This is a genomic window from Plantactinospora endophytica, from assembly GCF_016862915.1.
GTDB classification, from domain to species: domain Bacteria; phylum Actinomycetota; class Actinomycetes; order Mycobacteriales; family Micromonosporaceae; genus Plantactinospora; species Plantactinospora endophytica.
This window is the reverse complement of the sequence record NZ_BONW01000034.1, coordinates 1-25,645: the sequence shown is the minus strand read 5'-3', so window position 1 is coordinate 25,645 and position 25,645 is coordinate 1. Positions and strand designations below refer to the sequence as shown.

Here is a 25,645-nt window from a genome sequence, read left to right as displayed (position 1 = left end):
GAGGAGTTCGCATGTCCCGACCGCCGTCCCGGGTCGCCTTCGCCGTCCTACTTGCCGTCCTCGTCGGCAGCGGCGTCGTCGCGGTCCTGAACGTCTCCGCCGACGCCGACGCGACCACGCGGGGGATCAGGGCGCGGGAGCTGGCCCGGTTCACCGCGACACTGCCCGAGCCGACCGGGCCGTACCCGGTCGGCACGGTGGCCTGGCAAATCGACGGCACCGGCCGACCCGACCCGTGGCGCCCGGGCCAGGACCGCGACCTCACCGTGCAGCTCTGGTACCCGGCGCAGGACCGGGGCGAGTCGGCACCGTGGGCGCATCCGAACGTGGCCCGGCAGGCCGCCCGCCGGTACGGCTTCGCGGCGGAGAGCCTCGTCGCGCTGCGCGGGCACGCCACCGAGGAGGCACCGGTCCGCCGGGACGCCGGAGTGCTGCCGGTGCTGGTCTTCTCGCCCGGCGACGGCGGCAACCGCACCGACAACACCGCGCTGACCGAGGAACTGGCCAGCCACGGTTACCTCGTCGTCGCCGTGGACCACCTCGGCGACGCCCTGGAGGGCTCGTCACCGGACGGGCAACTGGTCGGCCGGACCAAGCCGGAGCTGCCCGAGGACATCTCCCGGGAGGAGCTGACCGGGCCGGCCGTGGTGGCCCAGGTCGAGGTGCGGGTGGCAGACGTGCGCGCCGTACTCGACGCGCTCGGCCGAGTCGCCGGGACCGGCCCGTCCGGGGCGCCGGCCACGGCGGAGCACATCGGCGTACGGGGCCCGGTGCCGGTCGGCCTGGCCGGTCGGATCGACCTTGGTCGGACCGGTGTGCTCGGCCACTCGCTGGGCGGTGCCACCGCGGCCGGTGCGGCGTACGCCGACGGCCGGGTCAGGGCGGGCGTGAACCTGGACGGTCTGGTCGCCGGACCCGTCGCCGTCGAGGGGCTGGACCGGCCGTTCCTCGTGCTGCGGCAACCGTCGCACACCACCCGGATCGACCCGTCCTGGGAGACCTTCCTGCCGGCGCTGCGTGGCTGGCACCGGGTGGTCACCGTCGCCGGCTCCGGTCACTACTCCTTCGCGGACCTGGGTCTCTGGGCCCGGGCCGGCGGCGTCGACCTGCGGACCAGCGAGGAGACCTACCGGTTCAACTTCGGCGCCGGGGACAATGGCCGGGCGACCGAGCTGACCCGGGCGTTGCTTGTCGGATTCTTCGACGCGTGGCTGCGCGACCGGCCGGTACCGGCGGTGCTGGGCGGCCCGGATCCGCAGTATCCGGAACTGACGTTCGGCTGACCCGGACCTGCCCGACGGCGGCCCGGCCGGCGGTCGCGGCGAGCACCGGGCAGGGACTCCGGGTCCAGCCTCCGGCGTTCGATGATCCGACGTGCACCACCGTCCGGCACGGCTGTCCCGGACGACCGCCACCAGCACTTCGGACTTCGGGGCGGTCGTCCACGCCCGGCTGCGGCGACACCGCGCTCAGTGCACCCGGATCGGCCTGGCGGTGTCGATCCGGGCGGTCACCTCCAGTCGGCGCGGGGCCAGCCCGGAGGTGGTCCGGAACCGTTCGACCGCTGCCGACACGTGCTCCCGGACGGCGGTGAGCCCGGCTCGGGAGTTGAGCTGTAGCTCGATCCAGAGTTCCGGCCGGGGCGCCGTCCCGGCCAGCGTCACCGAGGCCCGGCGGACCTGCGGATCCCGCGCGAGGTCCCGTTCGAGTCCACGGACCAGCCGGGCACCCCGGACGCGGGTGGCGCCGGGCAGCGCCGGACCGGTGACGGCGGCCTGGCCGGTGACCGACCGCAGGTCGAGGTCGCCGAGCACGGGGTAGCGGCGGGCCCGGAGCACCCGGCCGAGCAGGCTCGACCCGAGCCAGGCGAAAAGCACGCCGAGCAGCCCGAGGATGACCAGGCCCCACGGGTCGAGGTCGCGCCAGGTACGGAGCAGGCCCGACCAGAGCAACGGCGCCGTGTTGTCGACCCCGGCCAGGTGACCCAGGCTGGCGATCAGCCCCACCACGCCGATGGCGGTCAGCACGATGCCGATCACCGTCCAGAGCGTCCGGATGGCACTGTTCGTCATGCCGACCCTCCACGCCGCCGCACCGGCCCCCTCCGTCGCCGCACCAGCTCCGGACACCGCCGGGTCAGCTCCGGACACCGCCGTACCAGGCCCGCACGCCGTCGCATCAGCCCTCCACCCGGGGTACGCCGGCGCGGGCCGCACCGCTCGGCCGAACCATGTGCACGCCGACGTGGTCGTCCGGCGACGCGCCGAGCCGCTCCAACTCGCTCCGGATGGTGGACTCCACGGTCGAGCCGACCGAGGCGTCGCCGACGGCCCGGATCCGGGTACGCCAGCCGAGGCCCTCGCGGCGGACCCGGGCGCTCGCCGACTCCACCCCGGGTACCGTGTTCGCCGCCGTCGCCAGTTGGCGTTCGACGGACCGGCGCTGGAGGTGCCAGCCGTCGGCCAGCCGGGTGGGCAGCCGGGTGGGTTTCCAGCGGACGAGCTGTCCGAAGAGGATCAGCAGCCCGAGTACGCCTGCGGCGACGACCCCGGTGCGTACCCAGGGATCCTCCAACCGGGTACTCGTCAGCGTGCCGTACCAGTCCGCCCGGTCGACGACCACCGACTCGCGGTGCAGTGCCACGGCGAAGACCTCGACGATCAGCAGCAGCCCGCCGCCGAGCAGTACGCAGCCGAGCAGCAGGGTGGCCAGCCGGTTGACCAGACGCACGGTCAGTCCCCGCCCACCGGGCCGGTCGGCACCGGCAGCTCGATGTCCTCGACCACCACCTCCACCGCCGAGTCCCGACCGAAGGTGTCGAGTACGCCCCGGACCGCCGCCTGGATCTGCTCGGCCACCGGGGCGATCGCGACCGGGCCGACCTCCACGTGCACCTCGACCGGGTCACCGAGCCGGATGCCGGCGATCTTGCCACCGGGGAAGAGGGTGGCCACCTCGACGCCACCGCCCGGGGTCAGGCCGGTCACGCCGGGTACCGCGAGTACCGCGTCCCGGATCCGCCTGGCCACCGTGCCGGGATCGGCCTCCCGGGCCGGCCCGGCGGCGTTCCGGCGGCGCTCCGGTGTTCCCGCTCCGGCACCCGGGGCGCCCGCCGCCGTCGGGCCGGGCTGCGCCGACGTACGGCGGTTCCGGTTGTCGCGACCGCGCGCGGCCCGGTCGGACTCGGACGTGATCCGGCCGGTCCGGCCGGCGCCGCTCTTCGTCGCCCGGCTGCTCATTGCGTCCGCTGCTGACTGTCGTCGCCGTCCTGGTCGCCCTCGACGAAGACGTCGTCGACGTTGATGTTCACCTCGACGACCTTGAGCCCGGTCATCGCCTGCACCCGGTCCACCACGTTGCGGCGGATCGCCTCGGAGACGTCGACGATGCTCTGGCCGTAGTAGGTGACGACGTCCAGGTCGATCGCCGCCTCGCGTTCGCCGACCTCGACCGAGACGCCCTGCCGGATCGTCTCGGTGCCGCCCGGCACCAGGCCGCGGAGCTGTCCCACCCGTCGGGCCAGGCCCGCGCCCATCGAGTGCACGCCCGGGATCTCCCGGGCGGCGAAGCCGGCGATCTTGGCGACCACGCCTTCCGCGATGCGGGTCTTGCCGGACTGGGTGGTCAGCTCGGCCCGCGCCGGCCCGCCGCCGTCCGGCCGGACCATCGGGCCCGGCGACCCCGCCTTCTCCCGGTTGTCGTTCTTGGTGGCCGTACTGCTGTCAGCCATCTGCTGCCCTCATCTCCTGCCGCTGGTCGCCCGCCCCGGGACGGGCCGCCGGTAGTACCACGGGTTCCGGGTCGCCGCTGGCGCGTGGTCGCGATGGTCGCCGCGCCACATGGGGCGCCCCGGATCGTCCGGGCCGCTCAGCGTCGTCGGGACGCGGCCGCCCGGTCGGCGAGGCCGGCGACGCTGAGGTCACCGTCGATGACTCGTACGGCGAGCCACCCGACGAGGCCGGCGAGTACCGCCCCCGCCGCCGCACCGAAGCCGGCGACGGCCCAGACCGCCGCGATGAGGAATCCGATGACGAAACCGAACTGTTGGCGGGACATGGGTTCCTCCCCATTCGGATGCGGCGGGTCGGCACTGGCTTACACGCTGGGGGAGAAGTCGAACCCCGCCGGTCCGGGCAGATATGTGATCTGCGTCACTCGCCACGCGCTGATCGTCTCCGTTCGGGCGCTGGGTAGCGTGGCCGGGTGCGGCTCACCAAGTACACCCACGCCTGTGTCCGACTCGAAGTCGACGGCGCGGTGCTGGTCATCGACCCCGGCGTCTGGAGCGAGCCCTCGGCGCTACGCGGCGCCGACGCCGTCCTGGTCACCCACGAGCACACCGACCATGTCGACACGCTACGGCTGGCCGGCCTGGGCGTCCCGGTCTACGCCCCGGCCGGGGCGCGGATCCCCGACCTCGACGTGCACTCCGTCGCACCGGGCCAGGAGTTCACCGCCGCCGGTCTCCGGGTACGCGCCTTCGGCGGCCGGCACGCCACCATCTACGGGGGCCAGCCGGACTGCCCGAATCTCGGGTACCTGGTCGAGGAGCGGGTCTACCATCCCGGCGACTCGGTGCACCGGCCGGGCGTGCCGGTGGAGACGCTACTCGTCCCGGTGCAGGGGTCGTGGCTGAAGACCGACGAGGCGATCGACTTCGTTCGGGCCGTCGCACCCGAGCGGGCGTACGGGATCCACGACGCGCAGGTCAACGACCGAGGGCTGCACAGTCTGCACGGTTGGCTCACCGAGGAGGCCGGCGACTGCTACCGCTGGCTCACCCCGGGCGAGGCGGCCTGAGTCGGTTCACCCCGGGCGATGCGGCCGGACCCCTGGAACCGGCGGGACAGCGCGACGATCGGTCCCACACGGCATCCCGGCGGTACCGGTCAGTTGGTCCGGCCGGGGCCGGCCGGGGTGCCCGGCCGCTCGGTCCAACTGTCCACGATCGCCGCGACCAGCGCGATCAGCACGAACCCGATGGTGGCGAGCAAGGCGTCCCGGAAGGCCCGGGACCACCCGTCGTGCGTCTGGGCCAGCGTGCTGAAGAAGATCGCCCCGACTCCGGCGATTCCGGCGGCGGCGCCGATCCGCTGGCCGGTCTGCAACATGCCGGCCGCGCTGCCGGCCTGGGCGACCGGTACCTCGGAGAGGGTGAGGTTCTGGTTGGGGGTGATCACCAGCCCGCTGCCGAGCCCGGAGACCAGCAGCGGTACGGCGGTGGCGAACGGCGCGCCGTGCCCGGGTACGAAGTGCAGGGCGAGGATCACGCCGCCGAGCCCGAGCGCGACGGTGGCCAGGCCGACCGCGACCAGCGGCCGGCCGAACCGGTTGACGATCCGCCCGCCGAGTGCCGCGGTGATCGCGGAACCCACCGCGAAGGGCGTGATCGCCACGCCCGCCTCCAGGGCGCTGTAGCGCAGGCCGCTCTGCAGGAAGAGCGTGAAGAGAAAGAAGACCGCGACGAAGCCGCCGAAGTAGAGCAGCCCGATCAGGGTGCCGAGCGAGTACGACCGGAGCCGGAACAGGGCCAGGTCGAACAGCGGCTCCCGGTGTCGCCGGTACCGCAGTTCCCAGCCGACGAAACCGAGCAGCACCAGCAGGCCGCCCGGGATCAGCAGCCACTTGATCGGCCCGTGCCACTGCTGCCGCTGCACCAGGGGCAGCAGCAGCAGGACCACGCCGAGCCCCAGCAGCAGTACGCCCACCGGGTCGAGGCCCTTCCGAACGGCCCGTCGCGCAGGGGCGGTCGGCAGCAGTCGCCAGGCGAAGACGATCGTCGCGATGCCGACCGGTACGTTGACGAAGAAGACCAGCCGCCAGCCGAGGTGTTGGCCGCCGAGTTCGATCAGGGCGCCGCCGAGCAGCGGCCCGACGCCGGTGGAGATGCCGATGGTGGCGCCGAGCAGCCCGAACGGCCGGCTGCGGGCGGCACCCCGGTAGAGCTGCTGGATCAGCCCGATCACCTGCGGGTTGACCAGGCCGGCCGCCGCACCCTGGAGCAGTCGGGCGCCGATCAGCCAGGCCGGTGACTCGGCCAGCCCGGCCGCCGCACTGGTCACGGTGAACAGCGCGAGGCCGAGGATGAAGACGTTGCGCCGCCCCCGGACGTCGCCGAACCGGCCGGCGGGTACCAGCATCAGGCCGAAGGTCAGCGCGTAGCCGGAGAGGATCCACTGGAGATCACTCGGGTCGGCCCGGATGGCCCGGTCGATCGACGGGATCGCGACGTTCACGATGCTCACGTCGAGCAGTGTCATGAACGCGGCGACCAGTCCGATGGTCAGCGTCTGCCGGCGCCGCCGGGCGGCGGTCCGCTCGTCCAGGCCGGCCAGTGGATCCGGTTCGACCTCCGCCGTTCGAGCCCGGTCGCCCGGTCCACCCCGGTCGCCGGGTCGACCCTGCTCACCCGGTCCACCCTGCTCGCCCGGCCCACCCCGGTCGCGGGGCCGACCCTCATCGCCCGGCCCGTCCCGGTCGCCCGGTCCGGGCCGTCCGCCGGGGTCCGGCGGGTTGCGGTCTGCCACGCTCAATCGGGCCTCACTGACTCTGCCGCGTCACTGACTGTGCCGCGTCCGAGTCGTGGGCTGCGGACGGTGGCTGCCGGGGACAGACTACCGCAAATGCCCCCCATCGCCTGGTCAGCGGCGTGGCGAGCGGGCTGTCGGGTACGCCGGTCCGCATCCGCGCCCGACGCGCCCGCCAGGCCGGTGTGCCCGGTCAGGTGCCGTCAGGTGCCGGGTCAGGCGAGCTGCTGCGAGCACCAGCGCGGACCGAAGTCCAGACCCTCCATCGGGGAGTCCTCGCGGTGCAGCAGGTTCTTCTCGCCGAGTACGTGCAGCGGCGTGGTCAACTGGTCCGGCGGAAGCCCGACCTCCTCCGCGATGGCCTCCGGAAACGGCACCTGTCCCCGGGCCTCCAGCGTGGTGACCGCCTGGTACACCCGCTGTTCGATGTCAGTGAGCCGAAGCTGTTGCATGGTGACCTCCTCGCCCGCGTACAACACGTCGGGCAGTTCGCGAGGCCGCGATTACCCACCGACACGGCGTTGATGCACCCTGAGACGGTTTCGTTCCCAACGGCCGGCCGTGGTCCCGTTCCTGGGGCCGATCGGCCCGTCGCTAGGCTGCTACCCGTGATCTGGGACGTGGCCGTGATCGGGGCCGGACCGGCCGGGCTGTCCGCCGCGTTCGCCGCCGCGCAGGCCGGAGCGCGGACGATCGTGCTGGAGAAGTCCGCGCATCCGAGGTACAAGACCTGCGGCGGTGGCCTGATCGGCACCTCGCTGGCGGCTGCGGCGGCCCGGATCGAGGTACCCGCCGACGACCGGGTCGACCAGGTGACGTTCACCGCCGACGGGCGGCGGGAGTTCACCCGCCGGCACCGGCCGGGTCAACTGCTGACCATGGTGCGGCGGGAGGAGTTCGACGACCGGCTGCGCGGCGCCGCCGTCGGCGCGGGCGCCGAGATCCGGGAACGGGTCGCGGTGCGCGGGGTCGAGCAGGACCCCGACGGCGTACGCGTCAGGCTCGCCGACGGTGCCGAACTGCGCGCCCGGGTGGTCGTCGGTGCCGACGGCTCGGCCGGGGTGACGGCTCGTCAGGTCGGCGTGCGGTTCTCCCAGGTCGACCTCGGGCTGGAGTTGGAGATCCCGGTCCCGGCGCCGCTCCAGCAGCGCTGGCGTGGTCGGCTGCTGCTGGACTGGGGCCCGCTGCCCGGGTCGTACGCCTGGGTCTTCCCCAAGGGCGACCGGCTCACGGTCGGCGTGATCGCGGCGCGGGGCGAGGGGGAGCGGACCCGGCGCTACCTGCGGCAGTTCGTCGAGCGGCTGGGTCTGGCCGACCTGGAGCCGGCGCACGACTCGGGCCACCTGACCCGGTGCCGCAGCGACGACTCCCCGCTGCGGCACGGCCGGGTGCTGGTCGCCGGGGACGCGGCCGGCCTGCTGGAGCCGTGGACCCGGGAGGGGATCAGCTTCGCGCTGCGTTCCGGCACGCTCGCCGGCACGGCGGCGGCCGGCGGCGACCTCGACGGGTACGTCCGGGCGGTGCACGACCAGCTCGTTCCGCCGATGCGGGCCGGGCACCAGATCCTCGCCGCCTTCTCCCGCCATCCTGGTGTCTTCCACACCGCCCTGGCCACACCGCCCGGCTGGCGCATGTTCACGTCGTTCTGCCGGGGCGAGACCACCTTCGACCACACCCTGGAGCGTCGCCGGGTACGCGCCGCGCTCGCCCTGCTGAGCTGACCGCAGCCCCCGGCCAACATTCCGGAGCTTTCTCGAAACATCTCCTCGACGTGGCCGAACGTGGTGGCGGCGCGTACGGTTCCTCCGGCCTGACGGGCCGGACGCACCACCGGGCCGGGGCAGACATCGTCGAACCTCCAACCCGCCGAGCACTGTGGACCGTTGCCCCGGCGCTCGTCCCGGCGAGCGGTCCTGCCCCGCGTTGGTACCCCGACCTGGGTAGGGTCGGCGCGTGTCAGTCGACCTGAGCACCGCCACCAACCGCGCCGACCACGACGATCCCGCCCACCGCGCCGATTCCGCCGACCGCGTCGATTCCGCCGACCGCGCCGATTCCGCCGACCGCGTCGAGCTTCCCGATCTCGCCGATCGCGCCCGAGCCGCTCTTGCACGTCTCGACGCCCTGTCGTCCGAGTCGAAGGTGGATCCGGCCGATCGGATCGGGTGGGCGGTGGCCCGGTTCGACGGCGGCGACCACGTCGGTGCCGCCGAGGACCTGACGGCGTGCCTGGACGGCTGGATCCCGAGGGAGTTCGCCGAAGCGGCGCCGCGGATCCTTGCCGGCGAGCAGGCTGTACGGTTCGCGGTCGCCGCGCTCGACGGCGAGCATCCCTATCGCTCCTTCAAGAGCGGGCGCTCCGGCCCCGAGGACGCGGTCGCCGGGACGCTCGCCCGCCTGGTGGCCGGCGACCCCGACGCGGAGGAGGCGCTGCTCCGGGCCGTGCTGATGATCCGGCCGGACGAGGACCGGCGATGGGCTCATCTCCGGGCCGCGCGCATCTCGGCGGTGTTCGCGGAACTGGCCGAGGCGTACGTCGGCGAGCCTGACCGTCTCGACCGCTGGTCGGCGGCGCTGCTGGCCGCAGACGACCAGCCCTGCCTCGCTGCGGCAGCCGCCCTGTTCGGGCCGCTCGGTCTCGCCGAGGTCGACCGGCGCTGCGGAACCGTCAGGGAGATCGACGGTACCCGGCTCGTCGCCGCGTTCGTCGCGGCGGACCGGTTCGACGACGCGCTCACCCTGGCGACACGGCTCGAACCGAGTCGGCAGCAGCGCGCACTGCTGACGCTGGCGACGCCCGGACTTCCCCCGGCACGGGCCAAGGCGCTCGTGGCCGCGTTCCGGAAGTGCCCGAAGGGGGGCCGCGAACGCGACGTACAGATGATCTACCAGCACCGGTTCGCCCGGCTGTTCCTGGCCCTGGAGCGGGTCGACGACGCGCTTGCCGTACTGGGCCGGATGCGGGACTGCCGCGTGTCGGGGTACGGGCCGGGTCCGCTCGCGCTGGAGGTGTTGCGCTGGCTCGACGGGCGGCGCGAGGCGGCAACCTCCGAGCGGCTCTGCGCCGTACTGGACGTACTGGTCGGCCCGGGGGTCATCCCCCAGGAACTCGCCGCCGTGGTCGCGGACGTCGTACCGCTGGCGCACGGCCTGGCCGACGAGCGGATGCGCGCCGAGATCGTCGACGTGCACGTGCCTCGGCTGCGGGCACGCCTGCGGAACACCCGGTCCGGGCTGCTGGTCGACGCCGGGCTCGGCGCCGCGCTTGTCGAAGCGGGTGACGCCACGGCGCTCGACCCGGTGTTCGCGCAGGCTGCCAACGGGCGTACCGACTCGCGGTTGAGCCTGGTGCTGGCCCGGCTGGCCGCTCGCGCCGGGCTGTTGGCACGGGACCGCGAGCTGTTCACCCGGCTGGTGGCCGGCGCGTTGTCGGACGGTTACTGGTGGTTCGCCGAGGCTCTGCTGCCGACCCTCGACGCCGAGACCCGCCCGGTCGTGTCGGACGCGGTCGCGGCGGTACCGGCCGACAATCGCCGCCAGGTCGTCGTCATCGCGCGCTTCGCCGAGCGGGCCGGCGACTCCGCGCTGCTCGCCGCCATGCTCGGCGCGGCGCCGGACGCCGAGAGTACGTGGCGGGTGGCCGGCCGCGTCGCGATGATGCTGGCCCGGCACGGCCAGTCGTCCGACGCGCTGGACCTCGCGCGCCGCTGCGGCCTGGTCGGCGCAGAGCCGGGGTAGACCGGCCGGGGTCCGAGGCGCCGCGAATGCCCGCCTGCCCAGGTGCCGCAATCGCCCGGCTACCAAGGTGCCGCGAATGCCCGGCTACCCAAAGGTGCCGCAACTGACCAGGTGCCACGAATGCCCGGGTGCCCGGATGCCCAGGTGCCCGGGTGTTCGTGGCCGGCGTTGGCCTGCTAGCGAGTGGCGCTCGGGAGGTCGTCCTCGATCCGGCTGAGGAAGAACTGCCGGACGTCTTCGGCGAGCAGTTCCGGCACCTCCATCGCGGCGAAGTGGCCGCCCCGCTCGAACTCCGACCAGTGCCTGATGTCGTACAGCCGCTCGGCCAGCGGTCGCACCGACTGCGTGATGTCGTGCGCGAACACCGCCACGCCGACCGGTACCGGGCACGGTTCGAGCCGTCGCGGCGCGTCCCGGTGCAGCCGCGCCGAAGATGCCGCGGTGGCGGTCAGCCAGTAGAGCGAGATGTCGGTGAGCATCCGCTCGTCACTGATCGGTGAGCGGGGATCCGTCCACTGTGCGAAGCGCTCGGCGATCCAGGCCAACTGGCCGACCGGCGAGTCGGTCAGCGCGTAACCGATGGTCTGTGGCGTGCTGGCCAGGAGAGCCTGGTACGGCGGACGATTCGCCATCAGCTTCCTGATCTTGTCCAGCCGGGCCTCGTCCGTCTCGGACAGTTCGATGTCGGCGTCCGGTACCGGTCGGGTCGGCAGGTAGTTGACGTGTACCCCGACGACCTGGTCAGGCGCCACCGCGCCGAGCGCGGTCGAGATGCCCGAGCCGAAGTCGCCACCCTGCGCGCCGTAGCGCTCGTACCCGAGCCGGCGCATCAGTTCGGCCCAGGCCCGCGCCACCCGGACGATGTCCCAGCCGCGCTCGTGGGTCGGCCCGGAGAAGCCGTATCCCGGGATGGACGGGATCACCAGGTGGAAGTCGCGGGACAGCGGCTCGATCACGTCGAGGAACTCCAGGAACGAACCGGGCCAGCCGTGGGTGAGGACCAGCGCGAGCGCGTCCGGTTTACCTGACCGGACGTGGACGAAGTGGATGTTCTGGCCGTCGATCTCGGTGGTGAAGTGCGGAAGCTCGTTGAGCTTGGCCTCGTGCTCGCGCCAGTCGTAGCCGGTGCGCCAGTATTCGGCCAGTTCCCTGAGCCGGGCCAGCGGGAAGCCGTAGTCCCATCCGGCGTCGGTGACCTCGTTGGGCCAGCGGGTCCGGGCGAGCCGGTCGGTCAGGTCGTCGAGGTCGGCCTGGGGGATGTCGATACGGAACGGTTTGATCATGGTCCTGACTCCGGAAGATTCGTTGGACGACTAAACGTTTACCGCACTAACGTTAGCCCGACGAACGATACCCCCCATCGTTGGTGCCCCGAACGGTTTGTAAGGCTCGTCACGCCGAGACCCCACCCGCTTCCGGGCGAGCTGCGGACCGTCACTCTCGGTTTATCCGGGTACGCCGTGGGTAACGCGCCCAGGTGCGCCAGGGACCGCTCGCGAACAGTTACCCCGGGGCGGTGACCCTGGTCGTCTGTTCCCTGGTCCCGTACCTGGTCCTGACGGTGGCGGTGTTCCCGCTCAGCGAGATCATCTCCATGGACCTCGGCATGTCCCGCCCCGCCCTGCTGGTGACCGTCAGCCTCTCCGCCGGGGCGTACGCCGTCGGCACCCTGCTGGCCGCGCAGTTCGCCCTGCACCTTCCGCCGCGCCGGATGCTCATCGGCTACGAGGTGTGCTTCTTCGCCGCCTCCGTACTCGCCGCCGCAGCCCCGAACGCGACGGTGTTCATCGGGGCCTACATCGCCCAGGGGCTGCTGACCAGCCTGATGTTGATCGCCGCGTTGCCCCCGCTGGTCACCTCCTGGCCGGCGCGCAAGATGCCGATCAGCGCCGGCATCCTGAACCTGTGCATCTTCGGTGCCGTGTCCGTCGGCCCGACCGTCGGCGCGTTGCAGGCCGCCGCGCACGGCTGGCGATGGCTGTTCTGGGGCGTCGCGGTGGTTGCCGGCCTGGCGTTGCTGTTCGCGGTACTGACCTTCCGCGACACACCGGCCCAGGATCCCGGCGCACCCTGGGACTTCGTGGCACTGGCCCTGGGCATCACCGGCTGTGGCGCGGCCTTTTACGGCGCGGGCCAACTACAGGCCAGCATGACCGCCGACGTGCAGTCGGTGGTCCCGCTCGCCGCCGGGGCCGCGCTGATCGCGTTCCTGGTCGCCTACGAGTACCGGCTGCCGAATCCGCTCGTACCGGTCAAGGCGCTCGCCACCTCCGTGCCCCTGGCCGGGATTCTCGCCGCGCTCACCACCAGCGCCGCCGCCTTCGGGGCGATGGAGCTGCTCCTGGCGGTGCTGCGTACCGCCAGCACACCGACCACCACCGCGCTGGTCTTCCTTCCGGAGTTCGTCGCGGCCATCGCCGTCGCCGCACTCTTCGCGGTCCTGTTCCGTACCCGGTTCACCCCGCTGCTGCCGGCCGCCGGGCTGCTGATGGTCGTGGCAGCCGTCGCGCTGCTGATGGTCACCGTTCCGGCGGTCGATCCCGCCCTCGCGGCGGCCACCGGCCTGATCGGGCTCGGCGTGGCGGCGGCGGTCTCGCCGGCCCTCTTCCTGGCCGGTCTGTCCCTGCGGTCGAAGCAACTGCAACGGGTGTTCGCCCTGATCGAACTGCTGCGGGCCGTGACCGCCTTCCTGACCGCCCCGATCCTGGTGTTCCTCGCCGGAACACTTGGCGACAACCAGATCGCCGGTACCCGCGACGCGCTCTGGATCTGTCTCGCCATCGCCGTCGTCGGGCTCGTCGGGGCAACCGCGCTGTACCTGTCGGGCCGGCCACGTCTGGAAACGCCGGACCTGGAACGTTGGCAGAGCCGAGGGGAACCCGCCTGGACGTCTCCGCCCCTGCTCAGCGCCCTGCCACGTCGGCGGCAGCGGCAAGGGCGGTAGAGCTGCCGGCGGTGTCGAGCGCACACGGTGGGACGTGTGGCACACTCTGCGCCCGTGAACACGGATCACGCCGACCCGGACCACCTGGCCGAACTCCGCGCTGCTCTCCAGGTCGACGATGCGGGTGAGTCGGCACTGGGCTGGGCCGGGGTGTACGCCTTCGAGGCGGAGCACGGCATCGTCCTGCCCGAGCCGTACCGGTCCTTCGTCGCGGAGATCACGGACGGGTCCTTCTCCGGGCCGCCGGACTTCGGCCTCGTCGGGCTGGCCGAGATGCCCGAGGACTGGGGTGACTCCCGCCCCGTACGCGACCTGAGCGCCACCTTTCCGCTGACTCGGGCGTGGCTCTGGGAGGAGGATCCCCGACCGTACGCGGAGATCCAACCGCTGCTCGACCCGGTCTTCGACCACGGATCGATCGTCCTGGGCACGGACGGTTGCGGGATGTACTGGCATCTCGTCGTGACGGGGCCGCATCGCGGCCACATCTGGAACATCAGCGGCGAGGGGGCGGTCCCGTTCGGCCGGGAGTTCGGGCACACCACCGGCACGTCGGGATTCCTCGGCTGGGTCCGACACTGGGCGGCGGGTGAGCCGTGGTTCGATGCCGCCTGAACCCTGGCGTGCACCGGTCCGTGTGAGTCCGTAGCCGCCGAGTCCGAGGTCTCCGCCGACCGGCTCGCACCGGAGCCGGCCGGCGGCACGAGCTGGTCGTCCGGGACGACGGCGGTTCGGAAATCAGAGGTACCGGCCGACCACGTCCCGGATCAGACCGTCCCGGACCAGGTAGGCGTAGGTGAACTCCTCCCGCCCCCCGGACGCGGTGGTGAACCGGTACGTCACGGTCAGTCGGGTACCGTCCCACCGCCGCTCGCCGGGCTCGTACCGTCCGCCGACCCGGAGCACCTCGGGGACCAGGAACCGGGTCATGATGTCGTCCCGGGACGGATAGATTCGGCCCACGCTGTCGAAGCGTGCGTCCGGGGCGAAGAGCGCGGCCACCGCCTCCTCGTCCCCGGCGTTCGCCGCCGTGGCGAACCGTGCCGCGACCTCCTCGATCGCCGCCCGGTCGTCGTCCGCCACGCCGGGCGAGACGTCGACGGGCGCCGACGCGGTCGGGCTGATCGCCGACGGGCTGCCGAACGTCCGTGGCGGGTCGACCGACCGACTCGGCTCGGCGGTGCCGCAGGCGGCGGTCAGGGTGGCGACGATGACGGCCATCAGGGTGGTGGCAAGCGGTCTGCGCATGGCCCGATCGTGGATCGCCGCCGGTGCCGGCGTCCAAGACCCGACTCGATAACCACCGGTTATAGCGGTGCCGGCAGCCGGTGGAGGAAGTCCGCCACCACCTTCCGCTCGTCGCCGACCCGCCAGGCCACGGCGAGTTCGGCCGGCGCGAGGCCGTGTACCGGACGGCACACCACGCCCCGCCGCCGGTACAGGTCGACGTTGCCCTCGGCGAGCAGTGCCACGCCCAGCCCTGCGGCGACCATCTCGAACACCTCGTCCGGGGTACTCGCCTCGCCGGCCACCACCGGCGCCCGGCCGCCCCGCTCCGGCAGCCCGAGCCAGAAGTCCCGCAGCGGTCCGGCGGCGGCGGGCAGCGCGACGAACGGCTCGGCGAGCAGGTCGGTGAACCGGACGGCGGTCGGCTCGGCCACCCCGGCCGGATCGGCACCGTTCGGGTCGGGACCGGTTACGACCGCCCCGCCGACGGCGATCCCGGCCGGACCGGCACCGGCCTCTCCGGTGCCCGCCGGCCGGAGCCCGGTGCCGCCGCTGTCCAGGTGACGACCGACGGTGCCGGCGAGCCGGTGGTTGGCGGCCAGGGCCACCCAACGTCGTTCCCGGGCCAGCGTGCGGGTGTCGAGGCCGTCGGCGGGTACCGGCAGCCAGACGAACGCCACGTCGCTGCTCCCGTCGGCCAGGCCGGCGGTCGGGTCGGTCCAGCCGACGAGTCGAATCGAGACCGTCCAGCCCTCGGCCGAAGCCTGGAACGCCTGGAGAGCCGGCCCTTGCAGATCCCGACCGACGGCCGTCTGCATGCCCACCGTGAACGTCCGACGCCGGGCCAGTGGTCGGGCCGCCGTCAGCCCTTCCTCGAACGTGGCAAGTGTCTGTCGGGCCGCCGGCAGCAGGGCGCCGCCCGCCGGGGTGAGCCAGACTCCCCGGGCGGCGGTCCGGCCGAACAGCGGGAAGCCGAGCCGCGTCTCCAGCGCCCGGATCTGTTTGGACAGCGCCGGCTGGGACACGAAGAGTCGTTCGGCCGCCCGGGTGAAGTGCAGCTCCTCGGCCACGGCGACGAAGTAGCGCAGCTCGCGCAGGTGCACGTCCATGGACAACAGCTATCACGGCCAACCCAGGTCGTCGGATGTTGCCTCGACCCGGTGCCGAACCGCTGCGCAGGAAGCTTGCCGATTCCGGCGGGCGGCAAGGACAAAGGCAGGGAAATGTCTCCCTGCCACTCTTAACGTATAACGCACCCGGGGGCTTGCGGCAAGACCCGTGTCCTGGCGCAGAATCGTCGGCCGAGGCCACAACCTGCAGAAATGGGGGCACGACGTGCGTGTGTCGGGGTCGACCTACGAGGGACGCGGTGACGGCGAGGCCGTGCCGGTGCCCGGAGCGGCGGTGGAGGCGTGGGTGGCCCGATCGGGCAGCGGAGTGCGGGGGAGTACGGGTGCCACGGAGGTACGGCGATGATCGAGCAGTACGTGTTGGATCTTCAAGATGTCGACGAGACGCGGGTCGCGGTCGTCGGCGGCAAGGGCGCGCACCTGGGCGAGCTGACCCGGGTCGAAGGCATCCGGGTGCCGACCGGCTTCTGCGTGACGACGGACGCCTTTCGGCGGATCATGGCGGAGGCGCCGTCGATCGACGACCGCCTCGATCGGCTCTCACGCCTGCGGCCGGACGATCGGGAGGCGATCCGCACGCTCAGCGCGGAGGTCCGCCGGACCATCGAAGAGATCGCCGTTCCGGGCGATCTCGCGGCGGCGATCACGGGCGCGCTCGCTCGACCCGGCGAGCAGGTCGGCTACGCCGTGCGGTCCAGCGCGACGGCGGAGGACCTGCCGACGGCCTCCTTCGCCGGCCAACAGGACACGTACCTGAACGTCGTGGGACCGGCGGCGATCCTCCGGCACGTCAGCCGGTGCTGGGCGTCGCTGTTCACCGAGCGGGCCGTGACCTACCGCCAGCGCAACGGCATCGACCACCGTACGGTCCAGATGGCCGTGGTCGTGCAGCAGATGGTCTTCCCACGTGCGGCCGGCATCCTGTTCACGGCCGACCCCGTCACCGGCAACCGGAAGGTCGCCACCGTGGATGCCAGCTTCGGTCTCGGCGAGGCCCTGGTCTCCGGCCTGGTCAACCCGGACGTCTTCAAGGTGCGCGACGGCCGGATCGTCGCCAGGACGATCGCCGCCAAGCAGCGTGCCGTGCACGCCCTGCCAGCCGGCGGTACCGGCGAAGTGGTGGTCGACCCGCAGCGTCAGGAGCAGCCGGCGCTGACGGATGCGCAGGTCGTACGGCTCGTGCAGCTCGGCCGGCGGATCGAGGCGCACTTCGGCAGCCCGCAGGACATCGAGTGGTGCCTCGTCGACGACGAGTTCCAGGTCGTCCAGAGCAGGCCGATCACCACGCTGTTCCCCATTCCCGAGACCGGCGACGCGGAGAACCACGTCTACATCTCGGTCGGGCACCAACAGATGATGACCGACCCCATGAAGCCACTGGGGATCTCCGTGTGGCAGTTGACGGCCATGGCGCCGATGCACGAGGCCGGCGGAAGGCTGTTCGTCGACGCCACCCGGCGGCTGGCCTCGCCGACGAGCCGCGCCGGCTTCCTGGAGATGGTGGGAAGGTCCGATCCGCTGCTCCGGGACGCACTGGAGACCATTCTCGACCGGGACGACTTCCTTCCGTCGCTTCCGGACGCAGCGGACCGGTCAGCAGGATCAGCCCGCTCGGCGCCAGCTCCCGGCGGTGCGCCGACCCCGATCGAGAACGACCCGGCCATCGTCACCGAGCTGGTCGGGCGCAGCCAGGCGTCCATCGCGGCCCTCCGGCGCGACATCGCGACGTTGACCGGGCCGGCACTGTTCGACTTCCTGCTGGGGGCCTTTGAGGAGCACAAGCGGGTTCTCGGCGATCCGCTGAACATGCAGGCGATCATGGCGGGGATGGAGGCCACCTGGTGGCTCAACGACCAGCTACAGGAGTGGCTGGGCGAGAGGAACGCGGCCGACACGCTCACGCTGTCCGCCCCGGACAACGTCACCTCGGAGATGGGACTGGCGCTGCTCGACGTCGCCGACGTGATCCGCCCGTACCCGGAGGTGGTGGCGTTCCTGCGGAGTGTCGGGGGCGAGGGCTTCCTGGACGACCTGCCGAAGCTCGCGGGCGGTACCGAGGCGCGCGACGCCATCGAGGCATACCTCGACCGGTACGGCATGCGCTGCGCCGGCGAGATCGACATCACGAGGCCGCGCTGGAGCGAACGCCCCAGTACCCTCGTGCCGCTGATCCTGGACCATGTCAGGAACTTCGAGCCGGGCGCCGCCGAGCGGCGCTTCGCGCAGGGACGGCAGGAGGCGGAGCAGAAGGAACGGGACATACTCGCCCGACTGCGGGCCCTGCCGGACGGGGAGCGGAAGGCCGCCGAGACCAAGTGGATGATCGACCGGGTCCGGACCTTCATCGGGTACCGGGAGTACCCGAAGTACGGCATCGTCAGCCGCTACTTCGTCTACAAGCAGGCGTTGCTGGCCGAGGCCGACCGCCTCGTGCGGGCCGACGTGATCCCGGACCGCGAAGACGTCTTCTTTCTCACGTTCCAGGAACTGCACGACGTCGTGCGCTCGAACAGGGCCGACGACGAGCTCATCCGGCGGCGCAAGGACGCGTTCCGGGCGTACCAGGGGCTCACGCCGCCCCGGGTGCTCACCTCGGACGGCGAGGCCGTCGTCGGGGCGTACCGGCGCGACGGCGTGCCGGCCGGCGCCCTGGTCGGCCTACCGGTCTCCGCCGGTACCGTCGAGGGGAGGGCCCGGGTCGTCCTCGACATCGCGGAGGCCGATTTCGAGCCGGGGGACATCCTGGTCACGGCCTACACCGATCCGAGCTGGTCGCCGCTGTTCGTCGCGATCACGGGCCTGGTGACGGAGGTGGGCGGCCTGATGACCCACGGTGCGGTGATCGCCCGGGAGTACGGCCTGCCGGCCGTCGTCGGTGTGCTGGACGCCACCCGACTCGTCCGGGACGGGCAGCGGATCCGCGTGCACGGAACCGACGGGTACGTCGAGATCCTGCCGTGACCGAGCAGGCTCGTCCGTCGTTCCGCCCGGAACTCTCCACGATCGTCGCGCTTTCCCGTGCCGGGCCGCTGTCGTCCCGGCGATGGAGCCGCTGGCATCCGCACACTGGTCACGACTGTGGCGTTCCCTGTTCGTCCGCGACCGTTCCCTGTTCGTCCGCGACCTGGATGATCGTCTTGCCCGGGGTGCGGCGGTGGCGGGCGAACGCGGCGGGTGTTTCGGAGAGCGGCCGCACAGCGCCGACGACGGGATTGAGCCGCCCGGTCCGGAGACGCTGCGCGAGATCGGTCAGCCGGGCACGGTCAGGTTCGACGACGAAGAAGATCGCTCGCCCGTCCCGGGGCTGCACCGTGGGTGGCGCGGCGATCGTGACGAGGGTGCCGCCCGGGCGTACCAGCGCGGTCGATCGCTCCAGGATGTCCCCGCCGATGACGTCGAACACCACGTCGACCTCGCCGGCCTGCCGCACGTCCTCGGCGTCCAGGTTGAGGAAGGTCTGCGCGCCGAGGCGGAGTGCGACGTCACGGTCGTCGGCCCGGCCGGTGCCGATCACGCGGGCGCCCACCTCCCGCGCGAGCTGTACGGCGATCGAGCCGACGCCGCCCGCGGCGCCGTGGACGAGGACGGTTTGCCCGGTCGTGAGGTGGGCGTGGTCGAACAGGCCCTGCCATGCGGTCAGTCCGGAGATGGGCAGCGCGGCGGCGACCGTGTGCTCGATGTCGGCCGCGAGGGGGGCGAGGTTGCGCGCCTCGACCGAGGTGTACTCGGCCAGGGATCCGTTGCGGGCCCAGTCGGTCAGTCCGAACACCCGCTGGCCCACGGTGAGGCCGGTGGTCCCGTAGCCGAGTTCGGCCACGACTCCGGACAACTCGTGGCCGGGGATGCTGGGTGTCCGGTCGTGACCGGCGCGGTCGGTCCACGTTGCCGGCCAGTCGAGTTCCCCGGGAGTGAAGCCGGCGGCGTGTACGCGTACGACGACGTCGTTCTCCGCGGCGTGCGGGTAGGGCATGTCGGTGAGGGTGAGCCCGCCGACGCCCGCGTCACGGTCTCGTACGATGATTGCTCGCACCTGCGAATCCTTTCTCAGCTCGGCCAGGGTGAGTTGACGACGCGCTCGACCGTCGTCACCCGCTGGAAACCGGGGACGAAGTGTTCGAGTACGTCGGAGTTGACGGTGCCGAGCGTGGTTTCGGGGCGGTTCTTCAATCCGTCGACGTAGGCGCGCAGGAACTCGTTCTTGAAGTCCCCCCGTGGGTGGACGGCGAGGATCTCGTCCAGTTGACCCTGTTCCAGTCCGTCCAGGCCGAGCCCGAGCACGTCGGTCAGTACGCCGAGGTAGGTGGCCGCGATTTCCGGGGCCATCCGGTCGGGGATGCCCGGCGTGGTGTGCAGCGCGATCGCCGTCCAGACGGTCTCGGCGGCGGACGTCGAGAAACCCCGGTCCAGGAGGAACCTGCGCGCGTGGTCGGCCCCGTCGACCTCGAAGCGCTGCTCGGTGTCGGAAAAGGGAGTCTGGAGGCCGGTGTCGTGGAACATGGCCGCCAGATAGAGCAGTTCCGGATCTGGTTTCATGCCGAGCTTGTGCGCGTGCATCAGGCCGAAGAAGAAGACCCGTCGGGAGTGGTGGTAGATGAGGGGACCGGTCGTCGCCTGAATGTGCCTGGTCGCCTCGGCGACCGCCGCCGTCTCGGGAATCTCCAACCCTGCGACTACCTCTGGCATGATCTCCGACCTTTCGGCAAGTGTGCGGACCGTGTGCGTCCGCCATGCTGCCCACCGATCGTCGTACGGCGCCGCCCTCTTCCGGCCACGAATCACTCATATCCGGACAGGGCATTCTCGCCTGCGGTAGTCGTAACGTGAGCGACACCGCCACGAGGATCTCCTTTCTCGCCGGTAATGGCGTGCTACGAATAAGCGGTGTCCGTGCCTCCTGTTCCGTCGACGTCGACCAGAAGGCGGTCGGTGTCGCCGGGTTCCGGCCGCTCGCCGGGTGGATTCGGGTCGGACGGGACCGGAATGCCGGAGGCCGGCCGTCATCGCGTCGGGATCCTCGTCTACGACGGGGTGACGTTGCTGGACGTGGCCGGTCCTGCGGAGGTGTTCAAGGTGGCGAACCGGTTCGGTGCCGAGTACCGGATCGTGCTGCTGTCGCCGACCGGTGCGGACGTACCGTCGAACCTCGGCGTCCGGATCGGCGTCGACGGTGCCGTCGGGGCGGAGCCGGCTTTCGACACGTTGCTGGTGGCCGGGTCCGACCGTTATCCGCGCGCCCGGGTCCCGACGGACCTGGCGGACGCCGTACGCATACCGGCGTCCGTGGCCGGTCGGGTCGCGTCGATCTGCACCGGGGCGTTCGTCCTCGCCGCCGCCGGTGCGCTCGACGGCAAGCGTGCGACCACGCACTGGCAGGTCGCGCACGAACTCGCCGCCCGTCATCCGACGTGCCGGGTCGAGCCCGACGCGATCTACGTCCGCGACGGCACCACGTACAGTTCGGCAGGGGTGACGGCCGGGATCGATCTGGCGCTCGCGCTCGTCGAGGAGGACCACGGACCCGACCTGGCGCGTGACGTGGCACGCGCCCTGGTGGTGTACATGCAGCGTGCGGGCGGCCAGTCCCAGTTCTCGGCGCCGCTGCAGGGGCCGCCGCCCAGCTCGCCGGCGCTGCGCAGAGTCACCGACCTGGTGACGGCGAACCCGCGCGGCGACCACTCGCTCGGTGAACTCGCCAAACACCTGAACGTGAGTACCCGGCACCTCACCCGGCTCTTCCACGACGAGCTGTCCACGACACCGGCCCGCTACGTGGAAAGCATCCGGTTCGACCTGGCCAGGGCACTGCTCGACCGGGGACACACCGCGACGCAGGCCGCGACCCTGGCCGGGTTCCCCAGCTACGAGAGCATGCGACGGGTCTTCGCCAGGAAGCTCTCGATCAGCCCCGCCGCCTATCAACGACGGTTCAGCACCGCCCGCCGCGTCAACGCGGGTTAGTACTCCGGTGGTGGTCGCGGGAGCCGCTGTCTCCGTCGGTAGTCGGCAGGTCCGGATGTGGCAGGCCACCGAACGTTGTTCAACCTGTACCGTGCGGCGCGGTGGTGCGGGACCGATGTCGGATCGTGGGCGCTGCGGAAACGTCTCTACGACCTGCCGCCGGATCGGTCGAGATGGTCCGACAGGAGTGGTGCGCCCGGTCGTCCGGTGCCCTCGGGTCGGGCGACCGGTGTCCGGCGGACCAGTGTGCCGCCGTAGGCGACGATCCACACGATCCAGATCAGCCAGCCGACAAGGCCGAGGAGGCCGACCGGACCGGGGTCGTCGACGACCAGCGGACTCAGCACGGCCGAGCCGAACTGGAGTGCGGCGGCCAGCAGGCCGATCACGCCGTGCCAGCGGCGGATCAGGCCGGCGCGTCGGCCGCTGATGGACAGGCCGGTCATGGCCAGTGCCAGGAAGGTGCCGTTGAAGACGAACAGCGCGTTGTGCAGCGCCCAGAGGCCGGCGATCGTGCCGCTGTCCTGCACGGTCGTCGACGCGAGCGCGAGCCGGGTGGCCATCACGCCGGTGAAGGTGACGTTCTGCATGATCACCCCGGCGAACCCGACCAGGGACCAGGCCGTGCCCTGCTCGCGGTCGGATCGCCACAGCACGGCGACCGCGCCGGCGCCGAACAGGGTGGCCAGCACCCAGGCGATCGGTGCGAGTGCCGACGCGAGGCCGACGGTCGTCCGGTGGGTGGTGAAGAACTGGACGACGTCGGCGCCCTCCGCACCGGCGTGCGGGAGTCCGGCTGGTACCAGGACGGCGTTGGTGGTGGCGATCAGGATCGCGAAGCCGAGTCCGGCGAGTCCGGCGATCCGTGAGAACGTCCAGGTGTTCGGTTCGATGCCAGATTTACGCGACATATATTCAATATAAGACCCGAAAACCGAAGGGGCAAGGTATGACCGCCGAGGCAGGCAGGCGCCGGTACGAGTCACTGCGCCGGGCGGCGCAAGCGGCAGAGACCAGGGGTGGGATCGCCAGCGCCGCCCGTCGGCTGTTCCTCGCCCAGGGCTGGGCGGCGACCACGGTACGAGACGTGGCGCGGGAGGCCGGCGTCTCGGTGCCGACCGTCTACGCGGCGTACGGCAACAAGACCGGGCTGGTCCAAGCCCTGGCCGACTCGGCGGACGCGGCCGCGGATCCGTCGCAGCTACTCGCCGAACTCGAAGGCGCCGCCGACGATCCGGTACGGCAGCTCGCGGCGATGGCCGGCTACGACCGGCGTCTCTTCGAGCGTGCCGGTGACGTCATCACGCTCGTACGCGAGGCGGGTCGTACCGAGCCCACGCTGGCGACCGTCTACCGCGAGGGCCGTCGGCGGGCGGACGACACCCGGAACCAGGTGTTCTCGTCGTGGCCGGACGGCGTCCTCCGGAACGGCCTGGACGTACCGTCGGCGGTCGACGTCTACGCGGCGATCTGCAACATCGACGTCTACACCACACTGATCGACGAACGCGGCTGGCAACCCGATCGCGTCGAACGCTGGTGGACCGAGGTACTGGCCCGCGAACTCCTGACCTGAGGTGAGACCCGGACCGACAAGGGCGCACTCCAGGGGCGAACAGGCAGTGGTCCGGCGGCGGCGACCCGGCGCGGCGCAGCATGTGTGTGGGTGCGGTCGACGAGGCGTGCAGGCAGGTCAGTCGTCACCCGCAGACGCCTTGGACGACCCCAACCAGCCGTACGCCGTCGTGGACAGCCGGACCAGGGCGATGAGGAGACCTGGGCCGAACACCATCCCGAATTCCCGCTCGGGTCAGCGTCGGCAACGGATCGCCTGGCGTGAGACGGGGCGCATGCGCCAGCCCGTCGTCCCACGCCGACCGTCCCGGAGACCACGGTCAGGTCGGACGCATCGCTCGACCGACGTCCGTATCCGGGTACTGCGGATGCCTCGCGTGATCGTCACGCCGGCGGCACGTCGGCAGGCTGGCCTCGCGCGGGATCCCTGGCCATCTGCTCATCGGCAGGGGAGAACGCGGCAAGCAGGGCCGAGATCATCTTTTCCGGTTCGATGGCGGCTGGCCGGTCGCTGACCTGCCCGTCGCCGAGTTCGACGACCCGCCACACGCCGTCGGTGCGGAGAGCGAGGTCCACCGTGACGAAGGGCAGGCCGAGCCCGGCGACCAACGGTGCGACCGGGGCGAGGTCGATCTCGACCGGGACAGAATCGTTCGGGCTGTCGGGATGCGGTCCGACCAGGACGCATACGCCGTCGACCCACCACGTGCGTACTTCGGCGGGGGCGAACCGCTCGAAGCGCCGCAGCACGAACCCGCCCACGAAGTCGTCCTCGCGCAGTTCCAAGAACCGGCTCGCCACGCTCCACGCAGCCGCGCCGTCCTCCAGGTGCGGGATGAACGCGGCCTCGTCCCAGTAGTGCTTCATCGACTTGCTGTAGTCACGCAGCACCGCCGGTCCCGCGCCCAGTTCGACACGCGCGCGGTCGAAGTCGGCCCGGTCCGAGCCGGTGGTCCACACCGACGGCGGCGTTACCGCGGCCAGAGCGGCATACCAGCCGGGCAGCTCGTGCGCCCGCCGGTACTGCTCAGCATCAGTCCTCAACACCACACCGCGCTCGGCGAGCAGCTCGGCGAACGTGGCGTACTGCTCGCTGCGAAGCATCCAGCCGCGGTACACGGCCGTACCGCTGCCGGAGACCGATGTGACCGCCCGACGCGCATCTCCGCCCCGTGCCAACGCGTCGTGGTCGACCACCGCCACCTCGAACCCGGCAGCACGCGCGGCCTGTGCCTCCGCCGCGAAGTGCTCGTCCGGTTGGCGTGGCCGTAGCGGATTCGCGGGAACCAACAGGATCACGCGCACATCCTGCCGCACGCGGCCGTCCGCCCTCGAACTGTTATCCCGGCGCTGGCTGACCGGCCGTCCAGCCGGGCTCTGCCTCCACCGTCTGATCGCCGCGGATCCCTACGGTGCCTGCTGGTGAGCCCGGCCAGTCACGGCTGCCAGACCATCGTCTGCTGATGGAGCTGCCTGCCGCCCTGCCGGGCGCCGGGAACTACCGGAGTCGGACCGTGTCTGGCGAAGCCGACGCGTTCGAAGAACCGCACCGCACGCGTGTTCTCGGCCAAGGTCTGTAGGTAGCACCCGGGCGAGCCGGTCTGGACGAGTCGGTCGAACCACCGTTTCATCAGGCCGTCGGCGGCGCCGGTTCCCCGTGCCAAGGGCGTCACGTTGATGTGCAGATGGGCCGGCCAACGGGCATCGGCGAAGCCCCTCGCGGTGGGCTTTCCCAGGACCGCGGCCGACGCCATGTCGACCATGCCGCGAGCGAAGAAGGCTGCGGGTTTGGGTCGGAATACCAGCCGATACTTCGCGATCGCCCGCTCCATGCGCTTTCTCTCGCTGGGCAGGGTCGAACTGTCCAGGCACCCCGCCAGGTAGCCGACGACATGGCCACCCCGCACGGCGACGAACAACGAGTCCGGTTCCTGGCTCATGTACGGCTCCAGGTACATGGCCGCCTCCGACTCTTCGTGCCCCCACAACAACGAAGCCGGAGACCCCTCGCCGGCCCGGCCGAACAGCTCACGCAACGCTGCACGGTCGGTCTCCGCGAAGCTACGGATTTCGATCATCCTGGGCCACTCCCCGACACCCTCCCCAGCCGATCCGATCAGTCTGCCACGTCCACGACCAGGGGATTCCGAGGGGATCTGCCGCTGCCGAGACCACTCGTGACGGGCCTGGTCCCGCTGTGGCTGGAACAGCGAGCTTGCGCAGCGCCCGCACCGCCGCTTCGTCCGCCCCGGCCACGGCTAGATGCGTATGCGCCCAAGGCGCTGCCTCATCGCCTGACGTGTGCGAACCTGTCCGATCTCCGATGCGGGTGCTGGCCGTGTTCGCTTCGGGGTCGCTGGAGCCGCTCTGCGGGCACCGTGCCCGATGTCCGGAACGTCATCGCCGTCCGGCACCAGTCGAATGACCCTCGCCAGATTCCATGATCAACCCGGTCTGCGGGAATGATCGGGGGTGGCCGGTCGTTACATTACGCGTACGACCGAGTACCAAGGCCTGTGGCCTGGGCTGGTCGGCAGGCTTCCGGG

Annotated in this window: 24 protein-coding genes; 9 read left to right on the top strand and 15 right to left on the bottom strand. The window is 71.7% G+C overall.

The window, feature by feature from the left end; genetic code table 11:
• Window positions 1-11 precede the first annotated feature (11 nt).
• Window positions 12-1,283, top strand: a complete 1,272-nt coding sequence (locus Pen02_RS30230) for an alpha/beta hydrolase family protein (RefSeq protein WP_203869549.1) — start codon at window positions 12-14, stop codon at window positions 1,281-1,283.
• A gap of 186 nt (window positions 1,284-1,469) precedes the next feature.
• On the opposite strand, the gene Pen02_RS30225 is transcribed toward Pen02_RS30230, so the two are convergent.
• From Pen02_RS30225 to Pen02_RS30205, 5 genes are all read right to left on the bottom strand, one after another.
• Window positions 1,470-2,072 (bottom strand): hypothetical protein, encoded by a 603-nt coding sequence (locus Pen02_RS30225; protein ID WP_203869548.1) that lies wholly within the window; start codon window positions 2,070-2,072, stop codon window positions 1,470-1,472.
• A gap of 106 nt (window positions 2,073-2,178) precedes the next feature.
• Window positions 2,179-2,730, bottom strand: a complete 552-nt coding sequence (locus tag Pen02_RS30220; RefSeq protein WP_203869547.1) for a DUF6286 domain-containing protein — start codon at window positions 2,728-2,730, stop codon at window positions 2,179-2,181.
• A 2-nt stretch (window positions 2,731-2,732) separates the two neighbouring features.
• Entirely contained in the window at window positions 2,733-3,239 is a 507-nt protein-coding gene (locus tag Pen02_RS30215) for a hypothetical protein (protein ID WP_203869546.1), read from the bottom strand.
• A complete protein-coding gene (locus tag Pen02_RS30210; protein ID WP_203869545.1) occupies window positions 3,236-3,730 on the bottom strand; it encodes an Asp23/Gls24 family envelope stress response protein in 495 nt (164 codons plus the stop codon). Before Pen02_RS30210 ends, Pen02_RS30215 begins: the two co-directional genes overlap by 4 nt.
• A gap of 137 nt (window positions 3,731-3,867) precedes the next feature.
• Entirely contained in the window at window positions 3,868-4,056 is a 189-nt protein-coding gene (locus Pen02_RS30205; protein ID WP_203869544.1) for a hypothetical protein, read from the bottom strand.
• 147 nt (window positions 4,057-4,203) lie between these two features.
• Between Pen02_RS30205 and Pen02_RS30200 the strand changes: the two genes are divergently transcribed.
• A complete protein-coding gene (locus Pen02_RS30200) occupies window positions 4,204-4,800 on the top strand; it encodes an MBL fold metallo-hydrolase (RefSeq protein WP_203869543.1) in 597 nt (198 codons plus the stop codon).
• 89 nt (window positions 4,801-4,889) lie between these two features.
• Here Pen02_RS30200 and Pen02_RS30195 read toward each other — a convergent pair whose 3' ends face one another.
• Complete coding sequence (locus Pen02_RS30195; protein ID WP_203869620.1) at window positions 4,890-6,260, bottom strand: MFS transporter; 1,371 nt, start codon at window positions 6,258-6,260, stop codon at window positions 4,890-4,892.
• Window positions 6,261-6,742: 482 nt separating this feature from the next.
• Window positions 6,743-6,979 carry a hypothetical protein gene (locus tag Pen02_RS30190; protein WP_203869542.1) on the bottom strand — a complete coding sequence of 79 codons (237 nt, stop codon included), beginning with the start codon at window positions 6,977-6,979 and terminating at the stop codon, window positions 6,743-6,745.
• Between the two features lie 156 nt (window positions 6,980-7,135).
• Here Pen02_RS30190 and Pen02_RS30185 point away from each other — a divergent pair, with 156 nt between their 5' ends.
• On the top strand, window positions 7,136-8,248 hold the full coding sequence (locus Pen02_RS30185; protein WP_239141541.1) for a geranylgeranyl reductase family protein: 1,113 nt from the start codon (window positions 7,136-7,138) through the stop codon (window positions 8,246-8,248).
• 232 nt (window positions 8,249-8,480) lie between these two features.
• Window positions 8,481-10,265 (top strand): hypothetical protein, encoded by a 1,785-nt coding sequence (locus Pen02_RS30180; protein WP_203869540.1) that lies wholly within the window; start codon window positions 8,481-8,483, stop codon window positions 10,263-10,265.
• A gap of 176 nt (window positions 10,266-10,441) precedes the next feature.
• Here the strand turns inward: Pen02_RS30180 and Pen02_RS30175 are convergent, their stop codons facing one another.
• Window positions 10,442-11,548, bottom strand: coding sequence for an epoxide hydrolase family protein (locus Pen02_RS30175; RefSeq protein WP_203869539.1), 1,107 nt, complete (start codon window positions 11,546-11,548; stop codon window positions 10,442-10,444).
• A 194-nt stretch (window positions 11,549-11,742) separates the two neighbouring features.
• On the opposite strand from Pen02_RS30175, the gene Pen02_RS30170 reads away from it, so the two are divergent.
• The gene (locus tag Pen02_RS30170) at window positions 11,743-13,209 is read left to right on the top strand and encodes an MFS transporter (RefSeq protein WP_203869538.1); all 1,467 of its coding nucleotides are present in this window, start codon (window positions 11,743-11,745) and stop codon (window positions 13,207-13,209) included.
• Window positions 13,210-13,263: 54 nt separating this feature from the next.
• The gene (locus Pen02_RS30165; RefSeq protein WP_203869537.1) at window positions 13,264-13,824 is read left to right on the top strand and encodes an SMI1/KNR4 family protein; all 561 of its coding nucleotides are present in this window, start codon (window positions 13,264-13,266) and stop codon (window positions 13,822-13,824) included.
• Window positions 13,825-13,947: 123 nt separating this feature from the next.
• On the opposite strand, the gene Pen02_RS30160 is transcribed toward Pen02_RS30165, so the two are convergent.
• Both Pen02_RS30160 and Pen02_RS30155 read right to left on the bottom strand, forming a co-directional pair.
• Window positions 13,948-14,457 (bottom strand): nuclear transport factor 2 family protein, encoded by a 510-nt coding sequence (locus tag Pen02_RS30160; RefSeq protein ID WP_203869536.1) that lies wholly within the window; start codon window positions 14,455-14,457, stop codon window positions 13,948-13,950.
• A gap of 59 nt (window positions 14,458-14,516) precedes the next feature.
• Window positions 14,517-15,545, bottom strand: coding sequence for a LysR family transcriptional regulator (locus Pen02_RS30155; RefSeq protein ID WP_203869535.1), 1,029 nt, complete (start codon window positions 15,543-15,545; stop codon window positions 14,517-14,519).
• 363 nt (window positions 15,546-15,908) lie between these two features.
• Between Pen02_RS30155 and rph the strand changes: the two genes are divergently transcribed.
• Complete coding sequence (gene rph, locus Pen02_RS30150; RefSeq protein ID WP_203869534.1) at window positions 15,909-18,527, top strand: rifamycin-inactivating phosphotransferase; 2,619 nt, start codon at window positions 15,909-15,911, stop codon at window positions 18,525-18,527.
• Between the two features lie 109 nt (window positions 18,528-18,636).
• Here rph and Pen02_RS30145 read toward each other — a convergent pair whose 3' ends face one another.
• Window positions 18,637-19,596 (bottom strand): NADP-dependent oxidoreductase, encoded by a 960-nt coding sequence (locus Pen02_RS30145; RefSeq protein ID WP_203869533.1) that lies wholly within the window; start codon window positions 19,594-19,596, stop codon window positions 18,637-18,639.
• A gap of 14 nt (window positions 19,597-19,610) precedes the next feature.
• Window positions 19,611-20,249, bottom strand: coding sequence for an HD domain-containing protein (locus Pen02_RS30140; protein WP_203869532.1), 639 nt, complete (start codon window positions 20,247-20,249; stop codon window positions 19,611-19,613).
• 297 nt (window positions 20,250-20,546) lie between these two features.
• Here Pen02_RS30140 and Pen02_RS30135 point away from each other — a divergent pair, with 297 nt between their 5' ends.
• Window positions 20,547-21,524 carry a GlxA family transcriptional regulator gene (locus Pen02_RS30135; RefSeq protein ID WP_203869531.1) on the top strand — a complete coding sequence of 326 codons (978 nt, stop codon included), beginning with the start codon at window positions 20,547-20,549 and terminating at the stop codon, window positions 21,522-21,524.
• Window positions 21,525-21,670: 146 nt separating this feature from the next.
• Here the strand turns inward: Pen02_RS30135 and Pen02_RS30130 are convergent, their stop codons facing one another.
• Window positions 21,671-22,435, bottom strand: a complete 765-nt coding sequence (locus tag Pen02_RS30130) for a hypothetical protein (protein WP_203869530.1) — start codon at window positions 22,433-22,435, stop codon at window positions 21,671-21,673.
• A 38-nt stretch (window positions 22,436-22,473) separates the two neighbouring features.
• On the opposite strand from Pen02_RS30130, the gene Pen02_RS30125 reads away from it, so the two are divergent.
• Entirely contained in the window at window positions 22,474-23,100 is a 627-nt protein-coding gene (locus Pen02_RS30125; RefSeq protein ID WP_203869529.1) for a TetR/AcrR family transcriptional regulator, read from the top strand.
• Window positions 23,101-23,483: 383 nt separating this feature from the next.
• Here Pen02_RS30125 and Pen02_RS30120 read toward each other — a convergent pair whose 3' ends face one another.
• Window positions 23,484-24,416 (bottom strand): ATP-grasp domain-containing protein, encoded by a 933-nt coding sequence (locus tag Pen02_RS30120; protein ID WP_239141539.1) that lies wholly within the window; start codon window positions 24,414-24,416, stop codon window positions 23,484-23,486.
• A 119-nt stretch (window positions 24,417-24,535) separates the two neighbouring features.
• Window positions 24,536-25,177, bottom strand: a complete 642-nt coding sequence (locus Pen02_RS30115; protein WP_203869528.1) for a GNAT family N-acetyltransferase — start codon at window positions 25,175-25,177, stop codon at window positions 24,536-24,538.
• Window positions 25,178-25,645 lie beyond the last annotated feature (468 nt).

Coding starts and splice junctions, on each gene's coding strand:
- Pen02_RS30230 (WP_203869549.1), top strand. CDS start 12: ATGTCCCGACCGCCGTCCCGGGTCGCCTTCGCCGTCCTACTTGCCGTC.
- Pen02_RS30225 (WP_203869548.1), bottom strand. CDS start 2,072: ATGACGAACAGTGCCATCCGGACGCTCTGGACGGTGATCGGCATCGTG.
- Pen02_RS30215 (WP_203869546.1), bottom strand. CDS start 3,239: ATGAGCAGCCGGGCGACGAAGAGCGGCGCCGGCCGGACCGGCCGGATC.
- Pen02_RS30210 (WP_203869545.1), bottom strand. CDS start 3,730: ATGGCTGACAGCAGTACGGCCACCAAGAACGACAACCGGGAGAAGGCG.
- Pen02_RS30205 (WP_203869544.1), bottom strand. CDS start 4,056: ATGTCCCGCCAACAGTTCGGTTTCGTCATCGGATTCCTCATCGCGGCG.
- Pen02_RS30195 (WP_203869620.1), bottom strand. CDS start 6,260: ATGACACTGCTCGACGTGAGCATCGTGAACGTCGCGATCCCGTCGATC.
- Pen02_RS30190 (WP_203869542.1), bottom strand. CDS start 6,979: ATGCAACAGCTTCGGCTCACTGACATCGAACAGCGGGTGTACCAGGCG.
- Pen02_RS30175 (WP_203869539.1), bottom strand. CDS start 11,548: ATGATCAAACCGTTCCGTATCGACATCCCCCAGGCCGACCTCGACGAC.
- Pen02_RS30160 (WP_203869536.1), bottom strand. CDS start 14,457: ATGCGCAGACCGCTTGCCACCACCCTGATGGCCGTCATCGTCGCCACC.
- Pen02_RS30155 (WP_203869535.1), bottom strand. CDS start 15,545: ATGGACGTGCACCTGCGCGAGCTGCGCTACTTCGTCGCCGTGGCCGAG.
- rph (WP_203869534.1), top strand. CDS start 15,909: ATGATCGAGCAGTACGTGTTGGATCTTCAAGATGTCGACGAGACGCGG.
- Pen02_RS30140 (WP_203869532.1), bottom strand. CDS start 20,249: ATGCCAGAGGTAGTCGCAGGGTTGGAGATTCCCGAGACGGCGGCGGTC.
- Pen02_RS30135 (WP_203869531.1), top strand. CDS start 20,547: ATGCCGGAGGCCGGCCGTCATCGCGTCGGGATCCTCGTCTACGACGGG.
- Pen02_RS30130 (WP_203869530.1), bottom strand. CDS start 22,435: ATGTCGCGTAAATCTGGCATCGAACCGAACACCTGGACGTTCTCACGG.
- Pen02_RS30125 (WP_203869529.1), top strand. CDS start 22,474: ATGACCGCCGAGGCAGGCAGGCGCCGGTACGAGTCACTGCGCCGGGCG.
- Pen02_RS30115 (WP_203869528.1), bottom strand. CDS start 25,177: ATGATCGAAATCCGTAGCTTCGCGGAGACCGACCGTGCAGCGTTGCGT.